The organism is Sinorhizobium sojae CCBAU 05684 (assembly GCF_002288525.1).
In the GTDB taxonomy this organism is placed as follows: Bacteria; Pseudomonadota; Alphaproteobacteria; order Rhizobiales; family Rhizobiaceae; genus Sinorhizobium; species Sinorhizobium sojae.
This window is the reverse complement of sequence record NZ_CP023067.1, coordinates 97,268-120,813: the sequence shown is the minus strand read 5'-3', so window position 1 is coordinate 120,813 and position 23,546 is coordinate 97,268. Positions and strand designations below refer to the sequence as shown.

Genomic DNA, 23,546 nt, shown 5'->3' with positions numbered 1-23,546 from the left:
GCCCGCATCCTTTGACAAGGTTGACGACTGGCGGCGCAATCATTGCGCCGCCAGGCATTTTCAAGATTTAGTTCAGCGGGCCCATCGGCTTGCGTGCCTGGACTGCTTCCTGAGTCTTGGCGAGTTCCGGATCGGAGACCAGGCCGTAGGCTGCCAGCGGGCCGTCCGGACCAGCCATTTCGTCCGACACGAAGAACTCGACATATTCCTGCAGACCCGGGATGACGTCCAGGTGAGCGTTCTTCACGTAGAAGTACAGCGGACGGGAAACCGGATATTCCCCGGAAGCGATCGTCTCGACCGACGGCGACACGCCGTTCATGGTGGCGACGCGCAGCTTGTCGGTGTTGTTCTGGTAGAAGGACAGACCGAAGACACCAATACCGTTCTTGTTGGCGTCGACGCGAGCGAGCGTCTCGGTGTAGTCGCCGTCGATATCGACCGAAACGCCATCGGTGCGCAGAGCCATGCAGGCCTTCTCAGCTGCATCCTCATCGCCATTGTTGGCGGCCTTGAGCGCTTCATACGTGCCGTTCTCTTCGCAGCCTGCAATGATGACCTTCTCGTCGAAGACTTCGCGGGTGCCGTGCTTGGTGCCCGGGATGAAAGCAAGGATCGGCTGAGCCGGCAGCTCGGCGCGGATTTCGTTCCAGGCCTTGTAGGGGTTGTCGACGAGCTGGCCGTCCTTCACGACCTTGGCGGCCAGAGCGGCGTGCCAATCGGCAGGGGTGAAGGCATATTCCGGACCATTGATCTCCGAGGCAAACACGATGCCGTCGTAGCCGATGCGGACTTCCTGGATTTCCTGGACTCCGTTGGCAGCGCAGTTGTCGATGTCCGACTGCTTGATGCGCGAGGAGGAGTTGGCGATGTCGACGGTGTTCTCGCCCACGCCTTCGCAGAGCTTCTTGCGGCCCGCGCCCGAACCACCGGACTCGACGACGGGGGTCGGGAAGTCGGTGTTTTCGCCGAATGCTTCGGCTACGATGGAAGCGTAGGGAAGAACGGTGGAGGAGCCAGCGATCTGGATCTGATCGCGAGCCGCTGCTACGCCCGTGAAGACGGCGGAGGCAGCCAGCGCCGCCACAGTGAACTTAAGAGCTTTCATAGATGTTCTCCCGGAATGGGCTCGTGTTGGTGCGCCTTCAGTTGCAGCGCTCTCTCTTCGCCGTATCATCGGCGGCCCCTAGTTAGCTGCCGATGGCCACATCTTTTATGTCACTTTCATGAAACATTTGTGACGGGACAAGCTGCTGATATCATTGGATGATTTTAGTACGCTCCGAGCACCGCCATGTTTTTATGTCAGAAGCGGACCGTAAAGACCGTGCCTTTGCCAAGTTCGGAATGAATGAGCAGACGGGCCCTGTGACGAGTAAGAATGTGTTTGACGATCGCCAGGCCCAGCCCCGTCCCCTTCTTCGACCGGCTCGCCTCCACATTGACCCGATAAAAACGTTCGGTAATGCGCGGCACATGCTCGGCCGGGATGCCCGGTCCGTAGTCCGCGACCGTCACCTCCGCCTGCGCCTCCCCGCCCGCGGTCAGGCGCACGTCGACCTTCTTGCCCTCCTGCCCGTACTTGCAGGCGTTCTCGATCAGGTTTTCGAAGACCTCGATCAACTCGTCGCGGTCGCCTTTGACGACGACGGGGGTGTTGGGCACGTCGAGCGAAATCTCCACATCTAGCTCACGGGCAAGTGGCGCCAAGCCGTCGCGAACATGTCCGAGCAGTGGAACGAGGTCGACCGTCTCGTCCGGTGCAATATGCGACTTCAGTTCGAGGCGCGACAAAGACAGAAGATCGTCCACGAGGCGGCTCATTCGCGTGACCTGCTCATGCATGATGCCGAAGAACTTCTCCTGCGCCTTCGCGTCGTTGCGGGCCGGCCCCTGCAGCGTTTCTATGAAGCCGCGCAAGGATGCGAGCGGCGTGCGAAGCTCGTGGCTGGCATTGGCGATGAAGTCGGACCGCATGCGATCGATACGGCGGGCCTGTGAAATGTCGCGATAGGTAAGCAGGAAAACGCGCTGGCTCTTGTCGCCCCTGCCAATCTCGGCAGGCGCCACGCGCACGATATACACTGCATCCGTGGGCAGCCGCTCAGCGTGCTCGATCTGGTGGGTCTTGCCCGTCGCGATGGTCTCTCGCACCATGTCGAGGATGCCGGGAGAGCGGACGCGGGCGGAGAGATAGCTTTCGGCAGGAATGGTGCCGAAGGCCTTTTCCGCGGCAAAGTTCTGGAACAGCACGGTTTCGTCCGGACCGATGACGAGCACCGGCATGTCGAGCGCATTGAGCACGGGGATCAGCGGATCCCTCCCCTCTTCCACCGCCGTCGCTGCGACCGGCGGAGGAAGCTCCTCCGAGGGGATACTTCGATTGAGGATGGCCACTGCGAAAGCGATCCAGAAGGGCAGAATGACGAGGACATGGACACCGGCGAGCGCTGCAAGCAGAGCGAGCACAAGCGAGAAACCGAGGATCAGCCGCTCCGCCTTCACCCGCGGCAACAGAGTCTTCCAGAACTCCTTTGCATCCTTCAACAGAATTCCCTCGCGCTCACTTGCCGCCTCCCTCAGATCACGGCGATCATTGCGTGATACCTGCAAACCAGATGCGACCGGTACTCGCTGAGCGCAGGCAGAAGAAAATCGCCTGTTGTTTCCTCCGGCCGCTCAGTTACGAAAGTAGAGGGATAACGGCGCTTCATGACATGATTTTCACGACATGCTTGAATTCGCAACGTAATTATGGCCTGCTCCAATGAAATCCAACAGCGGCGGGAGACTGGTAGATGGCACTCGAAGAGGCGGCGAACGCGGCTGCGGCGGGAAGCCCGGCAGTCAAGTTGCAGATCGGCGGCAAGGCCCGGATATTCGACATCGACAATCCGGACCTTCCCGAATGGATCGAGGCAGAAGCCTTCGCGTCGGACGATTATCCCTATAAGAAGAAGCTTGACGAGGCGGAATACAAGGAGACGCTGAAGAGGCTGCAGATCGAGCTCGTCAAGGTGCAATTCTGGTTGCAGGCGACCGGCAGGCGCGTGATAGCCGTTTTCGAAGGGCGCGACGCGGCCGGCAAGGGCGGTGCCATCCACGCCACGATGGACTATATGAACCCGCGTTCGGCGCGAATCGTCGCGCTGACGAAGCCGACGGAGACCGAGCGTGGCCAATGGTATTTCCAGCGCTACGTCGCGACCTTCCCAACGGCCGGCGAAATGGTTCTCTTCGATCGCTCCTGGTACAACCGTGCCGGCGTGGAGCCGGTCATGGGCTTCTGCACGCCGGATGAGTACGAGCATTTCCTTCAGCAAGTCCCAGGTTTCGAGAGGATGATCACCGAGGACGGCATCCATCTCTTCAAGTTCTGGCTCAATATCGGCCGTGAGATGCAGTTGAAGCGTTTCCACGATCGACGACATGATCCGCTGAAGATCTGGAAGCTGTCGCCGATGGATATCGCCGCCCTGCGAAAATGGGACGACTACACGGAGAAGCGCGACCGGATGCTGAAGGAAACGCATAGCGACCACGCACCCTGGATCGTAATCCGCGGCAACGACAAGCGTCGCGCTCGGATCAACCTGATCCGCCATATGCTCACGAGCCTCGATTACGACGACAAGGACAAGGCCGCCATCGGCGAGATAGACGACAAGATCCTCGGCCGTGGTCCGCGCTTCCTCAAGTGAGGTGTGCGGCGCAGTCGGCGTGGGATCTAGAGCGCCGCGTTCTATCCGACGCCATCAACTGCGCAAAGATCGCGTAACACTCTGAATTGCTGCGTGTCTCCTCAATCGAACTTGATTCAAAGAGGCCTGCAGCAGCCGATCACTGCCCCGGCAGCACACGGATTGCGTAGAGGTCGAGGCTATTACCGGCGCCACTGACGTCGCTGTTGATCAGCAGTCTTCCGGGGCTGTTCGGCGCGAGGCTCCGGTCGAAGGTGACTTTGAACAGCATGTCCATCCTATCGTCGTGAATGCTGAACCGATGGCGGCCGCAGGCGCCTAGCGTGGAGAAATCGCACTCAACCGCGAACTCCGTCGCTTTACCGGCAAGCGCCTTGACGCTCAGTGCCAGGGTCGACGATTTACCCGAGAGCTCGGCAAGGACTTCGGCCGGGATTTCGATCGCCACGTCTCCGTCTTCCGTTGCCGTCGTCGACGTCAGCCGGACAAAGGCTCCGCCGTCGTCGTCCAAGGGTTCTGCGCTGGCGCGCGCGGCTGGCTTGACTGCTCCAGCGTCCGCGGCCGTGAAGATCTCGATCCAATCGGAGGAGAAGCCTTCCTGCGCGCCAAGCGTCGGCAGGGCTGTACCGCTGAAGTCCTCCGTTTCGACACTCGGAGGCGGGTTGGCGACGTTGGTGTCGGCGGGCGCCCTCAGCAGGTCGTTTGTCTGAACCCACCAGACCGCGGCACCGACCGCGGCGGCGAGCGTCGTGACAACCATGAGAAAGGACAGAAAGCGTCCGCGTCTGCGCTTGCGCGGACGCTTGTCCGTGACGCCGAGGTCAGGCGCCGCGGGGCTGGACTGGGCGCCGGCGTCCTGCCTCGCCTCCTCGGCGGCGGCGCGCGTGGAAACCATCGGCCCGTCCCTGTCCGCTCGCAGCGCCTGGAGCCCCCCATCGGCCTGCGTAGTCGGCCGGGCACCTTCGAACTCCGGCTCGCGACGCACCGGCGGCTCGACACCGGCGGCAACGCCGCCAGCCTTCACCTGTGCCGGCCGTACATCTCCGAGACTAACGACGGGCGGTGCTGCCGTACGCCCCTTGAGGGCGGCACGCTCCTCCGTCTCGATCGCGTGGATGACCGCTTCAAGCCGATGGCGCTGTTTGGCGATGATCTCAGGATCCTCGATCTGCTGCTTCTGCAGACCGTTTTCCAGCGCCTGGCGTGCCGACTGATAGATGCGCGCGCGGGTCTCCGCATTGCTCCGGTCCGAACGTTCCAGCGCATTCCTGATCGCAGTCTCGAGTCCGCTCACGTCAGCTCCTTCTGCGCATCGAAACCTCGGGCCCAACGATCGGCGGCCTCTTTCTCGACGCCATTGGTTTCATTAGGAATTGGGTAACCGCTGCTTTCGCAAACTGCAAGTCCAGCTGCGCCGTCCTGTGCCTCGCGCGGGAAAAAGCCCATGGCACGTGCGCGTGACTCTCTCCCGAGCGGTACCGCTCGAGGCGATTGCCGTCGACGTCAGGCCTAGCGCAACGCGCCGGTTGCTGCTATCAATTTTGACGTTTACGCAAACGTCAATAAAATGGATGGAGATGCCTGATGCCGTTGCCGCCAATTCTTTCCGGAAGGACGAGACTGCCGGTTGTCGCAGCACCGCTCTTCATCGTCTCGCATCCGAAGTTGACGATCGCCCAATGCAAGGCCGGCATCATCGGCGCCTTCCCGGCCCTGAATGCGCGCCCGCAAGCGCAGCTCGATGAATGGCTGGCCGAGATCACCGAATCTCTTGCCGATCACGACGCCAAGAACCCGGACCGTCCGGCCGCCCCTTTCGCCGTGAACCAAATCGTCCACAAGTCGAACGCCCGGCTCGAGCACGACCTGATGCTCTGCGTCAAATACAAGGTGCCTGTCGTCATCTCCTCGCTCGGCGCCGTGCCGGAGGTGAACGATGCGATCCATTCCTATGGCGGCATGGTGCTGCATGACGTCATCAACAACCGCCATGCAAACTCGGCGATCCGCAAGGGCGCCGACGGGCTGATCGCGGTCGCCGCCGGCGCCGGCGGCCACGCCGGCACGCTCTCGCCCTTCGCGCTCGTCCAGGAAATCCGCACCTGGTTCGACGGGCCCCTGCTCCTCTCCGGCGCGATCGCCACCGGCGGCGCGATCCTCGCGGCCGAGGCGATGGGCGCCGACATGGCCTATATCGGCTCGCCCTTCATCGCCACTGAAGAGGCCCGGGCCAGCGACGCCTACAAGCAGATGATCGTCGACAGCGCTGCCGCCGACATCGTCTATTCCAACTATTTTACCGGCATTCACGGCAATTATCTCAAGGCCTCGATCCGCGCCGCGGGCATGGACCCGGACAAGCTGCCGGAGGCAGACCCGTCCAAGATGGACTTCGGCAATGCCGCCGACGGTGCCAAGGCGTGGAAGGACATCTGGGGCTGCGGCCAAGGCATCGGCGCGGTCCGCGAGATCGGGCCAGTCGCGCAAATGGTCGATCGGCTGAAGCACGAATACGACGACGCTCGCGCCCGTCTCGGGCTTTCGTCCCATGGGGAGCAGCGCGCATCCAAGGAATTTTCAAGTTCTCGAAACTGATGGCTTGAATTCTTGCCGCTTTGCGTTTATCAGCGCCTCACATTCGTTCTGCGGGCCATCCGCGGAACCGCCTCAAGGGCCGCTTTAGCTCAGTCGGTAGAGCACATCATTCGTAATGATGGGGTCACGTGTTCGAGTCACGTAAGCGGCACCATTAATTTCAAGCGCATCACCGCATAGGTCATCTTGTCAAGCACGGTCAAGGTGCCACAGTACCGGCTGCTCCTGGGCTTGAGTCATGTGTAGAAATACCGCGTCAGGTGGAAGAAGACGGGGGCGGCGAAGCTCAGCGAATCCATGCGATCCAGCACCCCGCCATGGCCGCTGATCATCGTGCCCCAATCTTTCACGCCCATGGAACGCTTGACGGCAGAGAGCGCGAGCCCGCCGAGAAAACCCATGGCGACGATTGCGAGGGCCATGGCGGCCGCCTCAACTGGTGTGAAAGGCGTGATCCACCAGAGACCGGCACCCGCCAGAACGGCAGAGAGCCCGCCGCCGACGAGGCCCTCCACGGTTTTCGATGGGCTTACGGCAGGCGCGACTTTCGTCCTCCCCATCAGCTTGCCGAAGACATATTGCATCACGTCGCTGAACTGCGCGACGGTGATCAGGAAGAAGAGCAACAGGAATTCCTGGCCCTCATAGCCGGGAAGATCGAGCGTGATCAGCGCGGGCGCGTGGCTGATGCAAAAGACCGTCAGCATCAGCCCCCATTGAATGCGAGAGACGCGCAGCAGGAATTGCTCGGTATCGCCTCTCAATGCGGCGAGGCTCGGAAGGAGCAGGAAACCGTAGACGGGTATCAGGATCGTGAACAGCGCATACCAGTCGATCCAGACCAGCCAATACTGAAGCGGCAGCAGCAGGTAGAAGGCGCCGACCAAGGGCAGGTGATCGGCCGCACGCGTCGGCGTCAGCGATACGAATTCCCGCAGCGTGTAGAATGACGTAAGCGCGAAGAGAAGCACGGTCGCTCCCCGGCCGAGGCCGAAGCTCACGGCGAAGATCGCAACCATCACCCACCAGGCCCCGATGCGGGCATTGAGATTGTCGACGGTCGCCCGACCGGTTTCGGACGTCATCCTGCGCGACAGCGCGAAACCGATCAGCGAGGCTATGGCGAGTAGTCCGCAGATACCGCCGAAGAGGATGAAAAGCTTGTCCATCAAAGACATGGCGGCCTCACGCGATCGGGTCCGATGCGAGCGCGCTCACGGCCAGCCGGGCGCGCTCGAGAAATTCATCCTTCTCTTCGCCTGTACGGCGGGCGAGCGGCGCGCCGAAACGCACCGTGCAACTGATCGGTACGGGCAAGAAAGTTCCCTTGGGGAAAGCGCGCGAGGGATTGTCGAGATAGGTCGGGATCAGTTCAGCGTCCGGAAAATCCTGCGCCAGCCAATAGAGACCGCTTTTGAAGGGTCCCGGCAGGCGCTCGCTGCCGCGCGTGCCCTCGGGAAAGAGAATGAGAGAGCCTCCCTCCGACAGGACCCCGCGCAAAGGCGCCAGCGCCGCCCCGGGCGGGCCCTTGATGGAGCGTTCGACAAGCACGGCGTTCAGCACCTTGAGCGCGATGTGGCGCCGGATGCTGCCCCTGCCCCAATAGTCGGCGGCCGCGATCGGATGCGTGGACGCCCGCAACGGTCGCGGCAACGCCGACCAGATGAGCAGCGTATCCAGATGGCTGGCGTGATTGGCGAAATAGATGCGCTGACGCGATTCCGGCAGGGCGCCGGTCCATCGCGCACGGCCGCCGACGAGAAAGCGTGTGAGAGCGATCAGCACGACGTCGATCACGGCCTGGTCGCTCCCTGGATGCGCGAGACGATGGCTCTGGTGCGGGTCAAGCAGGTGAAAAGCGACCCCGCGAGGATGATCCAGGCAGCGACATAGAGCACGAGACGCTCCGTCGTCAAAGCCGCTTCAAAAAGCGCCAGGACGCAGGCGACGCTCATCAGAGCCATGCGGTGCTGTTTCGCCATGGGCCCGCGGAAGTTCTGCGCCTGTCCGAGCGACCCCCCGAATACGCGCACATAGGCGGTGAGAGCCGCCACCAACGCACCCGCCCAGCCGAGCCAACCCGCTCCTGCAGCGTAGCCGAGCGCAACGATGAGCAAGCTATCGGCGATGCGGTCCGGAAACTCGTTGTAGAGCGGACCGACGGCCGAGCCGCGCCCGCCCTCGACAGCCACCATCCCGTCGAGGAGATTGCAGAGAAGACGCAGCTGGATGCCCGCGAGGGCGATGAGATAAAGCGAGGGCCAACGCGGCGCAAACAGGATGGCAGCGGCCCCGATTGCCGCGAAGGCGATACTGATGACCGAAATCTGGTTCGGCGTGATGGGTGTCTTGAGAAGGAGCGCCGTCAGCCGTTTCGCGAAACGGCTCTGGCGCGCCGCAATCGGGCGGCGATCGGCACTCGGCTTTTCGCCCGCCTCGGGAACCTCATTCATCTTCGCGCAAGACCGAATGCTGCAAATTACGATTGTGGCGAGTCTTAAAACAACTTGGCGAAAAAGACCATATAGGCCGTCGGGGATTACAGCGACTGCCCGCACCGAGATTATTTAGCGGAGAGATCCACCCGCTTTATCGGTTCCTCCGCCTGCACAGATGTGTCGGCCGTCACTTCGCGCATCCACTCGCGCCAGATGGCGACGAGCAGTGCCATGAGGACGGGCCCGACGAAAAGGCCGAGAAAGCCCATGGTCTTGACGCCGCCGACGAGGCCGAAGAAGGTCGGCAGGAAGGGCAGCTTGATCGGGCCGCCTACAAGTCGGGGACGCAGTGTCTTGTCGACGATAAAGAGCTCCGTCGTGCCCCAGATGAAGAGCGCGAGGCCATGGATGGGCGAACCGCTGGCAATAAGATAGGCCGACACCAGCGTGAAGCAGAGCGGCGCTCCGCCTGGAACGAGGGCCATGATGCCGGTGATGATGCCGAGCGTCACCGGCGAGGGCATGCCGGCCAGCCAGTAGGCGACGCCGAGAACGATGCCTTCGCCGATCGCGATGATGCCCATGCCGGTCACCGTAGAGCTGATGGTGAGCGGCACGACGCGCGACAGGCGTTCCCAGCGCATCGGAAAGATCTGTTCGCCGAGATGGTCGAGCTGCTTCGAAAACGACTGTCCGTCCCGATAGACGAAGAACAACGTGATCAGCATGAAGAGCAGCGTCAGGAAGGCATGGAAGGCGGAGGTGCCGATGACGAGCACACCGCGATAGATGTTGCCGATATTGGAGCCGCTGACGAGTTGCACCAGTTCGCCGAGCGCCCCGGGATGGCCGACATATTTCACCCATTGTTGGCCCAGCCAGTCGCCCGCCATGGGTATGGTTGCAAGCCAGTCGGGAACCGCTGCTCCGTTCGCATTGGTCGCCGCCGCCCAGACGAGCCAGTCGCGAACCTCCTGCACTGCGTAGATGGCAGCGATCGAAATCGGCACGACGATGAAGGCGACCACCGAGACGATGGCGATAGTCGCGGCGAGCGTGCGGTTGCCGTTTACCGCCTGCAGCAGATGGCGATAGATCGGCCAACTGGCAAAGCCGATGACGACGGCTGCGAGCACCGGTACCACGAAGCCGTGGAAGAAATAGACGCCGGCGAGCAGCACCATCACCAGCAGCCAACGAGCTGCCGAGATCGGCAGGACAAGGGCTGAGCGCGCATGGGCCGGCTGCCCGAAGAGCCGCGGCTCCGCCGGGAGATTCTCTCGCTCGCGATTGCCCAATTGCACCTGCATTCCTCCGTCTTTCAGGAACATTACAGCAAACCCACGCCCTTGCCAGCCCGTCTCCCGCCGGCCGCGTTCATTCGCTCCCGGCACTGCCAGGGCGTCGCCTTTCCGGCAAGACGTCCCGCATGCTCCCTTGAAAAGGTTTCGATTAAAGAAAGCAGGCAATAGATCGTCCTGATCGACGGCCTAATCAACTCGCTTTTCATCGTGGTCTCTTCAAAAATCGCCGGGTTCGTACCGTCGCATTCCCAACTCCTCTAGCGGAAGCACATGACAGGCAGATTTAGGCGGGATCACGACCCGTACGGCATTTGGCTTTGTTGACGTTTACGTCAAAGTAATATAATCGGGAATACTGCTTGAAGAAGTGCAGTAAAAGCAGCATCTTCGACGGAGGGGAATCTGGAGGGATTTTCCTTCGCCGTGAGCACAGCAGTTCGTTGGCGACCAGAGGGAGAGAGGGCATGGCGGAAGCTAGCATGCAACAGACGGGGTCCAGCAAGGAAAAGATCTGGCTCAATTCCTATCCGCCGGGCGTGCCCGCCGAAATCAGTCCGCTTGCCTATCAATCGATCGACGCATTCTTCGACCACGCGGTTGCGCGATATTCCTGGCGTCCGGCCTTTACCTGCATGGGCAAATCCCTGACCTTCGCCGATCTGAATGCCTATTCCGGCAGGATAGGCGCCTGGCTGCAGTCGCTGGGCCTCGAAAAGGGCGACCGGGTTGCCGTGATGCTGCCGAACATTTTGCAGAACCCCGTAATCGTCTACGGTATCCTGCGGGCCGGCTACACCGTGGTGAACATCAATCCGCTCTATACGCCCCGCGAACTCGAGCATCAGCTCGTCGATGCCGGCGCCAAGGCGATATTCGTCCTGGAAAACTTCGCCCACACGGTCGAGCAGGTGGTCGCCCGTACCGAGGTCAAGCATGTGGTCGTCGCCACTATGGGTGATATGCTCGGCGTCAAGGGCCTGCTCGTCAACCTCGTCGTGCGCCGGGTGAAGAAGCTCGTGCCAGCCTGGTCGATCCCGGGTCACGTCTCCTTCAAGGCGGTCCTCGCCAAGAGCGCGGCGCTCACGCTCAGGAAACCTAATGTCGCCCTGGGGGACGTCGCCTTCCTGCAATATACCGGCGGCACGACCGGGGTTTCCAAGGGCGCCGCCCTCACCCATGCCAATCTTCTCTCCAACATGGCGCAGATGGAGATCTGGCTGAACACGGCCTTTCTGCGCAAGCCGCGCCCGGAGAGCCTGACGTTCATGTGCGCGCTGCCGCTTTATCACATCTTCGCGCTGACGGTGAATTCGCTGATGGGGTTGGCGCTCGGCGGCAACAACATCCTGATCCCCAATCCGCGCGACATTCCAGCCTTCGTCAAGGAACTCGGCAAGCACCGGACAAACATCTTCCCGGGTCTCAATACGCTGTTCAATGCACTGATGAACAATCCCGAGTTTCAGAAGCTCGACTTCTCCTCTCTGATCCTGACCTTCGGCGGCGGCATGGCGGTTCAGAGACCCGTCGCGGAACGCTGGCTGCAGATGACCGGCTGCCCGATCCACGAGGGTTACGGACTGTCTGAGACCTCACCGGTCGCCACCGCCAACCGGCTCGACACAGACGAGTTCACCGGTACGATCGGAATACCCTTGCCCTCAACCGAAGTGCAAGTTCGCGGCGATGACGGCCAGACGTTGCCCGTCGGAGAGATCGGCGAAATCTGCATCCGCGGTCCTCAGGTGATGGCCGGCTACTGGCAGCGTCCCGACGAAACGGCAAGGGCGATCTCGCCGGACGGCTTCTTCCGCACCGGCGATGTCGGTTTCATGAATGCCGCCGGGCTTGTGAAGATCGTCGACCGGAAGAAGGACATGATCCTCGTTTCCGGCTTCAACGTCTTCCCCAACGAGATCGAGGAGGTCGTGGTAACTCATCCGGGCATTCTGGAATGCGCCGCTATCGGCGTTGCCGACCCGCATTCGGGCGAAGCCGTCAAGCTCTTCGTCGTGCGCAAGGACCAGGACCTCACGGAAGAAGACGTCAAGCGCCACTGCGCCGAGAACCTGACAAATTACAAGCGGCCGAAATTCGTCGAATTCCGCCCCGAATTGCCGAAATCGAATGTCGGCAAGATCCTGCGCAAGGACTTGCGCGGTTAGCCGAGACCGACGGAGCACCGACCGCGTCGAAGGCCGTCGGCGGGCGGCCTTTTTTCGCTGCAGCGCACACTCGCCCTTGATTTGCCGCGGTTAAACCGACTAGCTATCGCAGCCCATTCCGATGCAAGGAGCCCTGCGATGAAAGCGCTTGTCGAAAGCCTGAAAGCCACTGCACGCGTGACCGATGCAACCGATATCCGCGCCGCCTTCGCGGCCGATCCGAACCGCTTTTCCCGCTTCAGCACGCGGCTCGACGATTTCCTCTTCGATTATTCGAAATGCGCAGTGAACGACCGGATTCTCGACGGGCTCGATGCGCTGGCGAAGGCCGCAAGGGTCGAAGACAAGCGCGACGCCATGTTCCGCGGCGACATCATCAACATCACCGAGGAACGCGCCGTGCTGCACACGGCGCTCAGAAACCGGGCGAACCGACCGGTCCTCGTCGACGGCAAGGATGTCATGCCCGACGTCAATGCCGTGCTTACGGCGATGGGCGGCTTTGCCGACGGCGTGCGGTCCGGCAGCCTGAAAGGCGCAACGGGCAGGAAAATAACCGACGTAGTCAATATCGGCATCGGCGGTTCGGATCTCGGTCCGGTGATGGCGACGCTCGCGCTTGCGCCCTTCCATGATGGCCCGCGGCTTCACTTCGTGTCCAATGTCGACGCTGCCCATATTGCCGATACGCTGAAGCTCCTCGACCCCGAAACCTCACTTTTCATCGTCGCCTCCAAGACCTTCACGACGATCGAAACCATGACCAATGCTGCAACGGCCCGTGCCTTCATTGCCGACAAGCTCGGCGAAGCGGCCGTCGGCAATCACTTTGCGGCCGTTTCGACGGCGCTCGACAAGGTCGCCGCTTTTGGCATCGACGCCTCTCGCGTCTTCGGCTTCTGGGACTGGGTCGGCGGTCGCTACTCCATCTGGTCAGCCATCGGCCTGCCTTTGATGATTGCGATTGGCAAGGAGAATTTCGGCCGGTTCCTCGACGGCGGCCATACGATAGACGAGCATTTCCGCAGCGCACCGGTTCGCGAAAACATACCGATGCTGCTTGGCCTGATCGGCTTCTACCATCGCAACGTGCTCGGCTACCCGTCACGGGCGATCCTGCCCTACGACCAGCGCCTCTCGCGCTTCCCCGCCTATCTGCAGCAACTCGATATGGAATCGAACGGCAAGGCCGTCACGCTCGATAGCGCGCCGGTCGAATTTGCGACCGGACCGGTCGTCTGGGGAGAGCCCGGCACCAACGGACAACATGCCTTCTACCAGCTCCTCCACCAGGGCACGGACATTGTTCCGGCCGAGTTCATGATCGCCGCGAACGGGCATGAAAAGGAACTGCGCCACCAGCACGAACTCCTGATCGCCAACTGCCTGGCACAATCAGAAGCTCTGATGAAGGGCCGCACCCTTGCCGAGGCGAAGGCACAGCTCACCGCCAAGGGCATGGATGAGGCAAAGGCCGACCGGATCGCACCGCACCGCGTCTTCACCGGCAATCGGCCGTCGCTTACCTTCGTCTATGACCAGCTCGACCCCTTCGCGCTCGGCCGTTTGATCGCGCTTTACGAACACCGCGTCTTCGTCGAAGGCGCGCTCTTCAACATCAACTCCTTCGACCAGTGGGGCGTCGAACTCGGCAAGGAACTCGCGACCGGCCTGCTGCCGGTGGTCGAAGGAGAGGAGAGCGCCGAAGGCCACGACTCCTCGACGGCCGGTCTCGTTGCCGCGCTTCTGAAGGCGTCGCGTTGATCGGAAACAATTCGAGGCGCCGATTCGGCGCCTCGCTCGTTCGATCGGTTGTATTTTCCCGCTACAGCGCCGTGCGTCCTTCGGGACGCACAAAGGACGCTGTAACTCCCTGACTCTATGCATCGTGCTTACCGAAAATCGGATCCGATATTCGTGCCGATGCGCTAATCAGAGTCCGATTTCGTGCCGCCAGGGTGGATTTGCGCCGGCGCGCGAAACCGTGACGGCCGCGGCCTTGGCGCCGAGCGTCAGGGCGTCGCGAACGGCTGCCTCGTCAAGGCTCGCCACGGATTGCTTCGTCAGCCGATTGTTAAGCTTCAGCGAGGCCAGCACGCCGGCGTCGAAAGTGTCGCCGGCGCCCACCGTGTCGACCACGGCCACCCGCTCGCCCGCGACTTCGACCTTGTGGTCGCGCGTATAGCCCACCGCGCCATCCGCGCCCTTGGTGATCAGCACCAGCTCAGGACCGCGCGTCAGCCATTCGGCCGCGAGCGCATCATGGCTTCCTTCCATGCCGAACCAGGCGAGATCCTCGTCGGAGAACTTGACGATGTCCGACATCGCTGCCATGCGGTTCATGCGGGCAAGATGGGCCTCCCGGTCCGTGATAAAGCCCGGGCGGATATTCGGATCAAAGGAGATCACCCGCTTCTCGTGCTCCTGCCGCATCAGTGCCTCATATGTCGAGCCGCACGGCTCCGGGATGAGGCTGATGGCACCGAAATGCAGCGCCTCGCAGGGCCAGCCAAGGGCCGGCAGATGATCGATGGTAATCATCCGCCCGGCCGTGTTCTCGTCGAAAAAGGCATAGCTCGCATGGCCGCCGACAAGCTTCACGAAGGCAAGCGTCGTGTGCAGCGGCAGGGTGGCAGAGGGGCTGAAATCGACATTCGCAGCCTTCAGCGTCTCGCGCAGTATGTCGCCGAACATGTCATCGGAAAGGCCGGTGAAGAAGCCGGTGGGGATACCGAGCCGCCCAAGGGCAATGGCCGTGTTGAAAATCGCGCCTCCCGCATAGGGCGCAAAGGCGCTTTCCCCCGTCGGCGTCTCACGCGGCAGCATGTCGATCAAGGCTTCTCCGCAGCAAACGATCATGACTGTCCTCCCTGGTGGGTAATTTAATTAGAGCGGGCCGTTACTGGACCGCCAGGGCACTGACGCCGCCATTGCGGGCCGACCAGTCGAGCGGCGCATTGAGGAAGACCTCCACCTCGTTCAGCGTATTCTCGTCGAAGAGAGCTTGCTTACGGGCGACCGCAAGCACGTTGCGCCAGGTGGCGATGTAATGGAGGTCGACGCCCTTGGATTTCATATTGGCACGCGCTTCCGGGAAAATGTCATAATAGAAGAGGGCGATGCCATGCTCGACGATGCCGCCGGCCGCCCGGATCGCATCAATGAACTTGAACATCGAACCACCCGCGGTCGTCAGGTCCTCGATTACGAGCACGCGCGCGCCCTCGGGCATGTGACCCTCGATCTGGGCGTTGCGGCCATGCCCCTTTGGTGCCTTGCGCACGTAGATCATCGGAAGACCGAGGCGCTCGGCGAGCATTGCAGCAAAGGGAATGCCGGCGGTTTCGCCGCCCGCAACCACGTCGAACTGCTCTAAGCCGGCCTCGCTCAGGATCGTCGCGGCGGCGAAATCCATGACCGCCGAGCGGATGCGCGGATAGGAGATCAGCTTGCGGCAATCGATATAGACGGGGCTCGCCATGCCGGAGGCGAGCTTGTAGGGCTCATCCGCACGGAAGTGTACGGCCTTGATTTCCCAAAGCATCTTCGCGAGCAGTTCGGCCATCACCGCCTTTTCGGTGAACGCGTTTGAAAACATGACCTCTCCTTGCCTGGCGTGACCGGACGTCACGCCCCCAAAACCCGATCAGACGACCGCCCAGTAGAGCGGGAACATCGGGTCGAAAACTGTGACGGGACCCGCTTCCGTCTCGATCTTGGCTGGGTAGCGCACGGGTTCTTGCTGCTTGCGCAGCGTGATCTTCTCCTCGTTGGCCGCCAGGCCGTACCAGGCGGGGCCGTTCAGCGAGGTGAAGGCCTCCAGCCGGTCGAGCGCGCCCTCTTCCTCGAAGACATGCGCAAGGCAGCTCAAGGTGTTGATCGAGGTGTAGATCCCGGCGCAGCCACAGGCGCATTCCTTCAGCGGATCGGCATGCGGAGCGGAATCGGTGCCGAGGAAGAAGCGCCTGTCAGCGGAGACCGCCGCCGCCCTCAGCGCCAGTCGATGCGTTTCGCGCTTGGCGACCGGCAGGCAGTAATAGTGCGGCTTGATGCCGCCAACGAGAATGGCGTTGCGGTTGATGATCAGGTGATGGGTGGTGATGGAGCCGGCGAGATTGGCCTTCGACGCCTTGATATAGTCGATGCCATCCTTCGTCGTCACGTGTTCCATGGTGACTCTCAGTTCCGGCAGGCGGCGGCGCAGCGGATCGAGGACCTTTTCGATGAACACGGCCTCGCGATCGAAGATGTCCACATCCGCCGTCGTGACCTCGCCATGGACGCAGAGTGGTGCACCGATCTCGGCCATGCGCTCGAGCACCGGCATCGCCTTTTCGATGTCCCGCACGCCACTCGACGAATTGGTCGTCGCACCGGCCGGATAGAGCTTCACCGCCTTGACGAGGCCGCTTTTGAAACCCGCCTCCACGTCGTGCGGATCGGTGCCCTCGGTGAGATAGAGCGTCATCAACGGCTCGAAGCTGTGGTCAGCGGGTGTGGCGGCGAGGATGCGCTCTCGGTACGCTGACGCATCGGCGGATGTGACTACCGGCGGCACAAGATTTGGCATGATGATGGCGCGCGCGAAATGGCGGCTCGTGTCGGCGATGACGCCGCGCAGCATGCCGCCGTCGCGAAGATGCAGATGCCAATCGTCCGGGCGTCTGATTACGAGCTCTTGCATGTCAGCGTTCTCCCGCCGCTCGCACCCGCTCCGCGCGTGCGGCGCTGGTGCATCGGCCGGTGCGCTTCAAAGGGCGTTGACTCATGTGGTGAAACCGCGCCTCGATATCATCATTTCGCCGCCGAATACAATGGCATCAGTCAGAATTCCGAAATCACGAGATTTGCGGGGCGGCAGCGGCCAAGAACGCGGCGGGCGTTCGGTATATCGTTGCCCATGGCCTTGCTGCGCGCCGTCTCGTCGTCATAGCCGTGATCGTGCCAGCGCTTCAGCAAGCGCTGCTCGAGCACGTCGATGCCCGGATCGATGAAGACCGAAAAATCGAAGAGGCCGTCGAGCCCTGTCCAGGGCGCTTCGTCGAGGAGAAGATAGTTGCCCTCGACGAGAACGATGCGCGTCTGCGAGGCGATGATCCTCGCCGAGGCGATCGCCAATTCGCGGGAACGGTCGAAGACCGGCACCAACACCTCGCCGTCATCGGCCCGGACCGCGGCAAGCGTCGACAGGAATGCCCGCACATCGAAGGTCTCGGGCGCCCCCTTGCGGGCGAGCAGCCCCTTCTCCTGAAGGACGGCATTGTCCAAGTGGAAGCCGTCCATCGGAAGCACCGCGACACGTTCGCCCGCCTCCGCAATTGACACGGCCAGCGTTTCCGAAAGCGTCGACTTACCGGACCCGGGTGGACCGGCAATGGCAACGATGAAACGGCCGGCATGCGCCGCCCGTTTCAGGATTTCGTCCCGCAAGGACTGCAGGTTCATGCCGCCCGCGCCTCGCCCGGAGGTGCTTTCGCGCCGGTCATGAAGGCGACCGCGTCCGACATGGTATGTTCCTTCGGATCGATGATGCAGAGCCGGCGGCCGAGGCGGTGGATGTGGATCCGGTCCGCGACCTCGAAGACGTGCGGCATATTGTGCGAGATCAGCACGATCGGCAGGCCGCGGCGGCGGACGTCGAGGATCAGTTCCAGCACGCGCCTGCTTTCCTTGACGCCGAGTGCGGCGGTGGGCTCGTCCATGATGACGACCTTCGACCCGAAGGCGGCCGCCCGTGCGACGGCGACGCCCTGACGCTGGCCGCCCGAGAGCGTTTCCACCGCCTGGTTGATGTTCTGGATGGTCATCAGGCCGAGTTCCGACAGCTTGTCCCGCGCCTGTTTCTCCATGGCCGCCCGGTCGAGCGAGCGGAACCACTTGCCCATGATGCCCGGCTTGCGGATCTCGCGGCCGAGAAACATGTTGTCGGCGATCGAGAGCGCCGGCGACAGGGCGAGGTTCTGGTAGACCGTCTCGATCCCGGCTTTGCGCGCGTCCATGGGCGAGCGGAAATGCACGGGCTTGCCTTCGAGGCGGATCTCGCCCTCATCCGGCGTGACGGCGCCGGAGATCGCCTTGATCATCGAGGACTTGCCGGCACCATTGTCGCCGATGACGGCCAGGATTTCGCCTGGGTAGAGATCGAAATCGGCGTGGTCGAGAGCGGTCACCCGGCCATAGCGCTTGACGAGGCCGCGGGCGGAGAGAATGGGTTCCTGTGCCATCACGCTGCTACCTTTCTGATCCACTGGTCGACTGCAACTGCGATGATGATCAGCAAGCCGATCAACAGATAGGTCCATTGCGGGTCGGTGCCCATCAGGCGAAGCCCGAGGGAGAAGACGCCGACGATCAGCGCGCCGAAGAGCATACCGAGAATGGAGCCGCGGCCGCCGAAGAGCGAGATACCGCCGATCACCACGGCGGTGATCGATTCGATGTTGGCGAACTGGCCAGCGGTCGGCGAAACGGAGCCGATGCGGCCGATGAGAGCCCAGCCGGCCAGAGCGCAGATCAAGCCCGACAGCGTATAGACGATGACGAGCATGCGCTTCACGTCGACGCCGGCAAGCTCGGCCGCATCCGGATCGTCGCCGACCGCATAGACGTGGCGCCCCCAGGCGGTGCGGTTGAGTACATACCAGAGCACGCAGACGAGCAGGACCATGACGATGACGCCATAGGTGAAGACCGCATTGCCAAAGCGGATGCTCTGGCCGAAAAACTGCAGGATCGGCGCATTGGCGGCGATGTCCTGGGACCGGATCGTCTCGTTGGCCGAGTACAGGAAATTGGACGCCAGCACGATCTGCCACATGCCGAGCGTGACGATGAAGGGCGGCAGCTTCATGCGTGCGACGAGCGTACCGTTGATGTAGCCGCAGAGGGCGCCGATGCCGAAGCCGCAGAGCACCGACAAGGTCGGCGGCAGGCCGTAGCGGAAGGCGAATTGACCCATGACCACGGAGGAAAGCACCATGATGGCGCCGACCGAGAGATCGATGCCCGCCGTCAGCACGACGAGCGTCTGGGCCGCCCCGACAATGCCGACGATCGCCACTTGCTGCAGGATGAGCGTCATCGAGAAGGCGGAGAAGAACTTGCCGCCGAGGATCGCTCCGAAGCCGATCAGCGACAGGACGAGCACGATCAGAGGCACGGCCGCCGGGCTCGAGTGAAGGAAATGCTGGAGTTTCTGAAGCGGCGTCTTTTCGTGCGTATCGAAGGACGCCACCTCCGTCGAACTGTTGGCCAGGACCTTTTCGAATTCCTGGGATGGCTGTGCGGCTGTGTTTGGCTCGCCCATGGAGACTCCTCCCGTGGACCCCACTCCCAAGGGGGTCACATTGCTGCAGGATGCGCGGCCCGCCGGTTTTCGCGGCGAGATCCGGAACTTTCCCGATCACCTTGGCCGTGACCGCTCGATCGCTGCCGCAGCCAGATCCGTTCCGAGAAGCCAGAGCGGGACTCCAGCGGAAACGCCCTGCGGCTTTCCTCCATCCCGCCCTAGCGCATCGGCCCGACAATCGTACCCGATTTTCGGAAAGCACGATGCGTAGGTTCAAAAGCTACAGCGACCTTTGTGCGGCCCCTAAAGGACGTACGGGCACTGTAAAGGTTGCCCAGGTTTCGTGGCTTGTCAAAGACCTGGCGCTTACGCGAAGGGCGGCTGGCAGCCGCCCTCCCTGTTACTTTCCATTGGAGTTCGGCGGGGCTCACCCCCAGCACTTCTCCAGACCTTCCTTGGTGTCGATCGACTCGACGCCGGAAACCGGCTTGTCGGTGACGAGCGCAACACCGGTGTCGACGAAGTTCTTGCCCTCGGTCGGCGTCGGCTTTTCGCCGGTCTCGGCGAACTTCTTGATCGCCTCGATTCCGAGCGCCGCCATCATCAGCGGATACTGCTGCGACGTCGCGCCGATGACGCCTTCGGCAACGTTCTTGACGCCGGGGCAGCCACCGTCGACGGACACGATCAGCACATCCTTCTCGCGACCGAGCGCCTTCAGAGCCTCATAGGCGCCGGCAGCAGCGGGCTCGTTGATCGTATGGACGACATTGATGGTCGGGTCCTTCTGCAGAAGGTTCTCCATTGCGGTACGGCCGCCCTCTTCATTGCCGTTGGTGACGTCGTGGCCGACGATGCGCGGATCGTCCTCGTCGCCGATCTTGTTCGGATCCTTGGGGTCGATGCCGAAACCGATCATGAAGCCCTGGTCGCGCAGAACGTCGACGGAGGGCTGCGCCGGCGTCAGATCGAGGAAGGCAACGCGCGCATCCTTGGCGGCATCGCCGAGGGTTGCGGCAGCCCACTGGCCGATCAGCTTGCCGGCGAGCAGGTTGTCGGTCGCGAAGGTGGCATCGGCAGCATCGATCGGCTCGAGCGGCGTGTCGAGCGCAATGACCAGCAGGCCCGCGTCGCGCGCCTTCTGCACGCTGGGCACGATTCCCTTGGTGTCGGACGCGGTAAGCAGGATGCCCTTGGCGCCATCGGCAATGCAGGTCTCGATTGCAGCAACCTGGCTTTCGGAATCACCGTCGATCTTGCCGGCATAGGACTTGAGCGTAACGCCGAGTTCCTGAGCCTTGGCTGTCGCACCTTCCTTCATCTTGACGAAGAAGGGATTGGTGTCGGTCTTGGTGATGAGGCAGGCAGAAACGTCGGCCGCCTGAGACGGCGCAGCGAAGGCAACGCCGAGAGCAAGCGCGCCCATGGCGGCGGACAGTACAGTTTTCTTCATAAAACCCTCCCAAGGTTTTGAACATGCCGGCGGACCGGCTCCGGGTTTCGCCGTCGCAGTTTCTCCTCCGCGAACGGCGCTTCCGACGATCACTCAAACACCAAATTTCCCGAGTGTCAATAAATAAATCAAATTGAATTATTATCTGAATGTGGCATGCTGCAGCGAGTAGTGGGCTGCAGTCGGGCCGCGGGTCAGGCCGGCACGAAGGACGTAGCCAAGGCCGGGGAATCCAGCTGCGGGACGCGCTTTCGGCGCGCCCCGCCTCGCGGAGGATCCGGCACTTCGAAAAGGCACCGCGATATCCCTCAGGCCTTGGCTTGAGAATCGAGCAAAAATGCCAACGGGAGGAGACGGTGGCATGTCAGTGACAGGAGATCCCCTCAGGGGGTCCTTACAGCCGGATGTGATCGACCCGAGCGGCGGGGCGAACCAGACGCGCGTGCGTGCCTATAACGAGCGCCTGGTCATGTCGCTCGTGCGTCGCCACGGCAGCCTTTCGAAAGCGGATATCGCGCGCCGTTCCGGGCTGTCGGCGCAAACCGTCTCCGTCATCATGCGGGCGCTCGAGTCGGACGGCCTGCTCATCCGCGGCGCTCCCGTGCGCGGCCGCGTCGGGCAACCCTCTATCCCCATGCGCCTCAACCCCGATGCGGTGTTTTCCTTCGGCGTGAAGATCGGCCGGCGCAGCACCGACCTGGTGCTGATGGATTTCGTGGGAACCATTCGACTACACCTTCACCAGATCCATCCCTATCCGCTGCCTGCGGACCTCGTTGCCTTCATCGTCGAGGGTACGGAGAAGCTCGAAGCGCAGCTCAAGCCCGACCAGCGCAAGCGCATTGCCGGCATTGGCATCGCCACACCCTACGAACTCTGGAATTGGGCCGAGGAGGTCGGCGCGCCGCGCGAAGAAATGGACAAGTGGCGCGATTTCGACCTTGCGGCGGCAGTCGCCGGCAGGAGTCGGCACGCGATCTTCCTGCAGAACGACGGCACCAGCGCCTGCGGTGCGGAACTCGCCTTCGGCGTCGGCGCCAACTATCCCGACTTTGTCTATTTCTACATCGGCTCTTTCATCGGGGGTGGCGTCGTTATCAATTCCGCCCTGTTCTCCGGCCGCACCGGCACCGCCGGTGCCGTCGGTCCGCTGCCGGTTTCCGGCAAGGACGGCAAGACGACGCAATTGCTGAAGATCGCCTCGGTCTTCGTACTCGAAAAGCTTCTGCGCGAGCGGGGCATCGACCCGCGTCCGCTCTGGTATTCGGCAGATGACTGGATCGACTTCGGCGAACCGCTCGATACCTGGATCCAGGATTCGGCGGCCGCGCTCGCCCAGGCCGCGGTGTCGGCTGCCTCGATCATCGATTTCTCCGCCGCGGTGATCGACGGCGGTTTCCCCCCCTGGGTAAGGTCGCGCCTGCTTGCGGCGACACGCAAGGCCCTCACGGCGCTCGACCTGCAGGGCGTCACGGTGCCCGACCTCGTCGAAGGTGCGGTCGGAAGCCATGCCCGCGCGATCGGCGGCGCGAGCCTGCCGCTCTTTTCGCGCTACCTGCTGGACACAAACGTTCTCTTCAAGGAGCTTTGAGCAGACCATGTTGATTTTGAGACGAAAGGCACCTGGCCGATGCTGAGAGGAATAGATCCCATCCTGAGCCCGGAACTGCTTTCGGCATTACGGGCAATGGGGCATGGCGACGAGATCGCGCTCGTCGACGGCAACTATCCGGGACAGGAGCATGCGCGCCGACTGGTGCGGCTGGACGGCCACCATCTGATTCCCGTGCTCGATGCCATCCTGAGCCTTCTGCCGATCGACGATTTCGTGCCGGAGGCGATATTCCGCGCAACCGCCAAACAGGACAAGGAGGCGCTCGACCCCGTACACCGGGATATCCTCGAATGCTGCCGCAGGCATGAGCCGGACCAGCCGGTCGTGCCACTCCTCGGCGCCGATTTCTATCCGCGGGTCAAGGCTGCCCACACCGTGGTGCAGACGAGCGAGCCGCGGCTCTACGGCAATGTCATCCTGCGCAAGGGGGTAATTCGCCCGGGCAGATAGCAAGAAACCCGCCGATGGCCCGGCGGGTTTTTTGTTCCGAAAGTGGCTCAGGCGTCACGCGGTGGCAAGCGACTTGTCGAAGCGGGCATCGACGGAAAGCGCGCCCGGGCCAAATCCGGCCAGCACCAGGAAGGCGCCGGCGATCGTGATGTTCTTCATCATCATGATCTGGTTGAAGAGCGACAGCAAGCCATTCGCAGCTTCGGGGAAGTCCGGAATGTTGATGGCGCTGCCATGGAACACGAAGGCGGTGACCAGGCAGAAGGCGGCGAGCAGGTAGGAAGCGATCCGCGTCTGGAAACCGACGAGGACGGCAAGGCCCGCGGCCAGTTCGAAGATGCCGGCGAGATAGGCAAGCAAGGTGGCCGCCGGCCATCCGGCATTGGTGATCATGCCGGCGGTTCCGGACGGATCGCCGAGCTTGCCGAAGCCGGAAGTGATGAAGATGATCGAGAGAAGGATGCGCCCGATGAGGACGGTGATGTTCTGGGACATGCGCGAGGCTCCTGTTGGAAACATGTTTGGCACAGAAGTACC

At 62.4% G+C, this 23,546-nt stretch carries 21 protein-coding genes and 1 tRNA gene; 7 read left to right on the top strand and 15 right to left on the bottom strand.

Features of this window, described 5'->3' with window-relative positions:
- Window positions 1-67: 67 nt before the first annotated feature.
- Window positions 68-1,108, bottom strand: coding sequence for a substrate-binding domain-containing protein (locus tag SJ05684_RS00580; RefSeq protein ID WP_034853921.1), 1,041 nt, complete (start codon window positions 1,106-1,108; stop codon window positions 68-70).
- Between the two features lie 197 nt (window positions 1,109-1,305).
- Window positions 1,306-2,547: a phosphate regulon sensor histidine kinase PhoR gene (gene phoR / locus SJ05684_RS00575; RefSeq protein WP_374188703.1), complete on the bottom strand. Its 1,242-nt coding sequence runs from the start codon at window positions 2,545-2,547 to the stop codon at window positions 1,306-1,308.
- A 251-nt stretch (window positions 2,548-2,798) separates the two neighbouring features.
- Between phoR and ppk2 the strand changes: the two genes are divergently transcribed.
- Window positions 2,799-3,701: a polyphosphate kinase 2 gene (ppk2, locus tag SJ05684_RS00570; protein WP_034853920.1), complete on the top strand. Its 903-nt coding sequence runs from the start codon at window positions 2,799-2,801 to the stop codon at window positions 3,699-3,701.
- Between the two features lie 139 nt (window positions 3,702-3,840).
- Here the strand turns inward: ppk2 and SJ05684_RS00565 are convergent, their stop codons facing one another.
- A complete protein-coding gene (locus tag SJ05684_RS00565; protein WP_034853918.1) occupies window positions 3,841-4,995 on the bottom strand; it encodes a biotin transporter BioY in 1,155 nt (384 codons plus the stop codon).
- Between the two features lie 290 nt (window positions 4,996-5,285).
- Between SJ05684_RS00565 and SJ05684_RS00560 the strand changes: the two genes are divergently transcribed.
- Window positions 5,286-6,296, top strand: coding sequence for an NAD(P)H-dependent flavin oxidoreductase (locus SJ05684_RS00560; protein WP_034853916.1), 1,011 nt, complete (start codon window positions 5,286-5,288; stop codon window positions 6,294-6,296).
- A 78-nt stretch (window positions 6,297-6,374) separates the two neighbouring features.
- Window positions 6,375-6,450: transfer RNA gene (locus tag SJ05684_RS00555), tRNA-Thr, on the top strand.
- A gap of 82 nt (window positions 6,451-6,532) precedes the next feature.
- Here SJ05684_RS00555 and SJ05684_RS00550 read toward each other — a convergent pair.
- From SJ05684_RS00550 to SJ05684_RS00535, 4 genes are all read right to left on the bottom strand, one after another.
- A complete protein-coding gene (locus SJ05684_RS00550) occupies window positions 6,533-7,474 on the bottom strand; it encodes a phosphatidate cytidylyltransferase (protein WP_034853914.1) in 942 nt (313 codons plus the stop codon).
- Between the two features lie 7 nt (window positions 7,475-7,481).
- Window positions 7,482-8,093, bottom strand: coding sequence for a lysophospholipid acyltransferase family protein (locus SJ05684_RS00545; RefSeq protein ID WP_034853913.1), 612 nt, complete (start codon window positions 8,091-8,093; stop codon window positions 7,482-7,484).
- Window positions 8,090-8,749 (bottom strand): CDP-alcohol phosphatidyltransferase family protein, encoded by a 660-nt coding sequence (locus SJ05684_RS00540; protein WP_034853911.1) that lies wholly within the window; start codon window positions 8,747-8,749, stop codon window positions 8,090-8,092. The genes SJ05684_RS00545 and SJ05684_RS00540 overlap by 4 nt, the downstream gene beginning before the upstream one ends.
- A 110-nt stretch (window positions 8,750-8,859) precedes the next feature.
- Window positions 8,860-10,044, bottom strand: coding sequence for an AI-2E family transporter (locus tag SJ05684_RS00535; protein WP_050979970.1), 1,185 nt, complete (start codon window positions 10,042-10,044; stop codon window positions 8,860-8,862).
- 458 nt (window positions 10,045-10,502) lie between these two features.
- On the opposite strand from SJ05684_RS00535, the gene SJ05684_RS00525 reads away from it, so the two are divergent.
- On the top strand, window positions 10,503-12,203 hold the full coding sequence (locus SJ05684_RS00525) for a long-chain fatty acid--CoA ligase (protein WP_050979968.1): 1,701 nt from the start codon (window positions 10,503-10,505) through the stop codon (window positions 12,201-12,203).
- Window positions 12,204-12,341: 138 nt separating this feature from the next.
- Window positions 12,342-13,967 (top strand): glucose-6-phosphate isomerase, encoded by a 1,626-nt coding sequence (gene pgi / locus SJ05684_RS00520; RefSeq protein WP_034853907.1) that lies wholly within the window; start codon window positions 12,342-12,344, stop codon window positions 13,965-13,967.
- A gap of 168 nt (window positions 13,968-14,135) precedes the next feature.
- Here the strand turns inward: pgi and SJ05684_RS00515 are convergent, their stop codons facing one another.
- The 7 genes from SJ05684_RS00515 to SJ05684_RS00485 form a co-directional block, all read right to left on the bottom strand.
- Window positions 14,136-15,062 carry a carbohydrate kinase family protein gene (locus SJ05684_RS00515; protein ID WP_034853905.1) on the bottom strand — a complete coding sequence of 309 codons (927 nt, stop codon included), beginning with the start codon at window positions 15,060-15,062 and terminating at the stop codon, window positions 14,136-14,138.
- A 40-nt stretch (window positions 15,063-15,102) separates the two neighbouring features.
- On the bottom strand, window positions 15,103-15,801 hold the full coding sequence (locus SJ05684_RS00510; protein WP_034853903.1) for an orotate phosphoribosyltransferase: 699 nt from the start codon (window positions 15,799-15,801) through the stop codon (window positions 15,103-15,105).
- Window positions 15,802-15,849: 48 nt separating this feature from the next.
- Entirely contained in the window at window positions 15,850-16,887 is a 1,038-nt protein-coding gene (gene pyrC, locus SJ05684_RS00505) for a dihydroorotase (RefSeq protein ID WP_034853900.1), read from the bottom strand.
- A 140-nt stretch (window positions 16,888-17,027) separates the two neighbouring features.
- Window positions 17,028-17,648, bottom strand: coding sequence for a nucleoside triphosphate hydrolase (locus SJ05684_RS00500; RefSeq protein WP_034853899.1), 621 nt, complete (start codon window positions 17,646-17,648; stop codon window positions 17,028-17,030).
- Window positions 17,645-18,427 (bottom strand): ATP-binding cassette domain-containing protein, encoded by a 783-nt coding sequence (locus tag SJ05684_RS00495; protein ID WP_034853897.1) that lies wholly within the window; start codon window positions 18,425-18,427, stop codon window positions 17,645-17,647. Before SJ05684_RS00495 ends, SJ05684_RS00500 begins: the two co-directional genes overlap by 4 nt.
- On the bottom strand, window positions 18,427-19,509 hold the full coding sequence (locus SJ05684_RS00490) for an ABC transporter permease (protein WP_034853896.1): 1,083 nt from the start codon (window positions 19,507-19,509) through the stop codon (window positions 18,427-18,429). Before SJ05684_RS00490 ends, SJ05684_RS00495 begins: the two co-directional genes overlap by 1 nt.
- Window positions 19,510-19,918: 409 nt before the next feature.
- On the bottom strand, window positions 19,919-20,944 hold the full coding sequence (locus tag SJ05684_RS00485; RefSeq protein ID WP_034853894.1) for a sugar ABC transporter substrate-binding protein: 1,026 nt from the start codon (window positions 20,942-20,944) through the stop codon (window positions 19,919-19,921).
- Window positions 20,945-21,305: 361 nt separating this feature from the next.
- On the opposite strand from SJ05684_RS00485, the gene SJ05684_RS00480 reads away from it, so the two are divergent.
- Window positions 21,306-22,535, top strand: coding sequence for an ROK family transcriptional regulator (locus SJ05684_RS00480; RefSeq protein ID WP_034853892.1), 1,230 nt, complete (start codon window positions 21,306-21,308; stop codon window positions 22,533-22,535).
- A 39-nt stretch (window positions 22,536-22,574) separates the two neighbouring features.
- The gene (locus SJ05684_RS00475; protein ID WP_034853891.1) at window positions 22,575-23,009 is read left to right on the top strand and encodes an RbsD/FucU family protein; all 435 of its coding nucleotides are present in this window, start codon (window positions 22,575-22,577) and stop codon (window positions 23,007-23,009) included.
- A 54-nt stretch (window positions 23,010-23,063) separates the two neighbouring features.
- Here SJ05684_RS00475 and SJ05684_RS00470 read toward each other — a convergent pair whose 3' ends face one another.
- Entirely contained in the window at window positions 23,064-23,504 is a 441-nt protein-coding gene (locus SJ05684_RS00470) for a DoxX family protein (protein ID WP_034853889.1), read from the bottom strand.
- Between the last annotated feature and the right edge of the window lie 42 nt (window positions 23,505-23,546).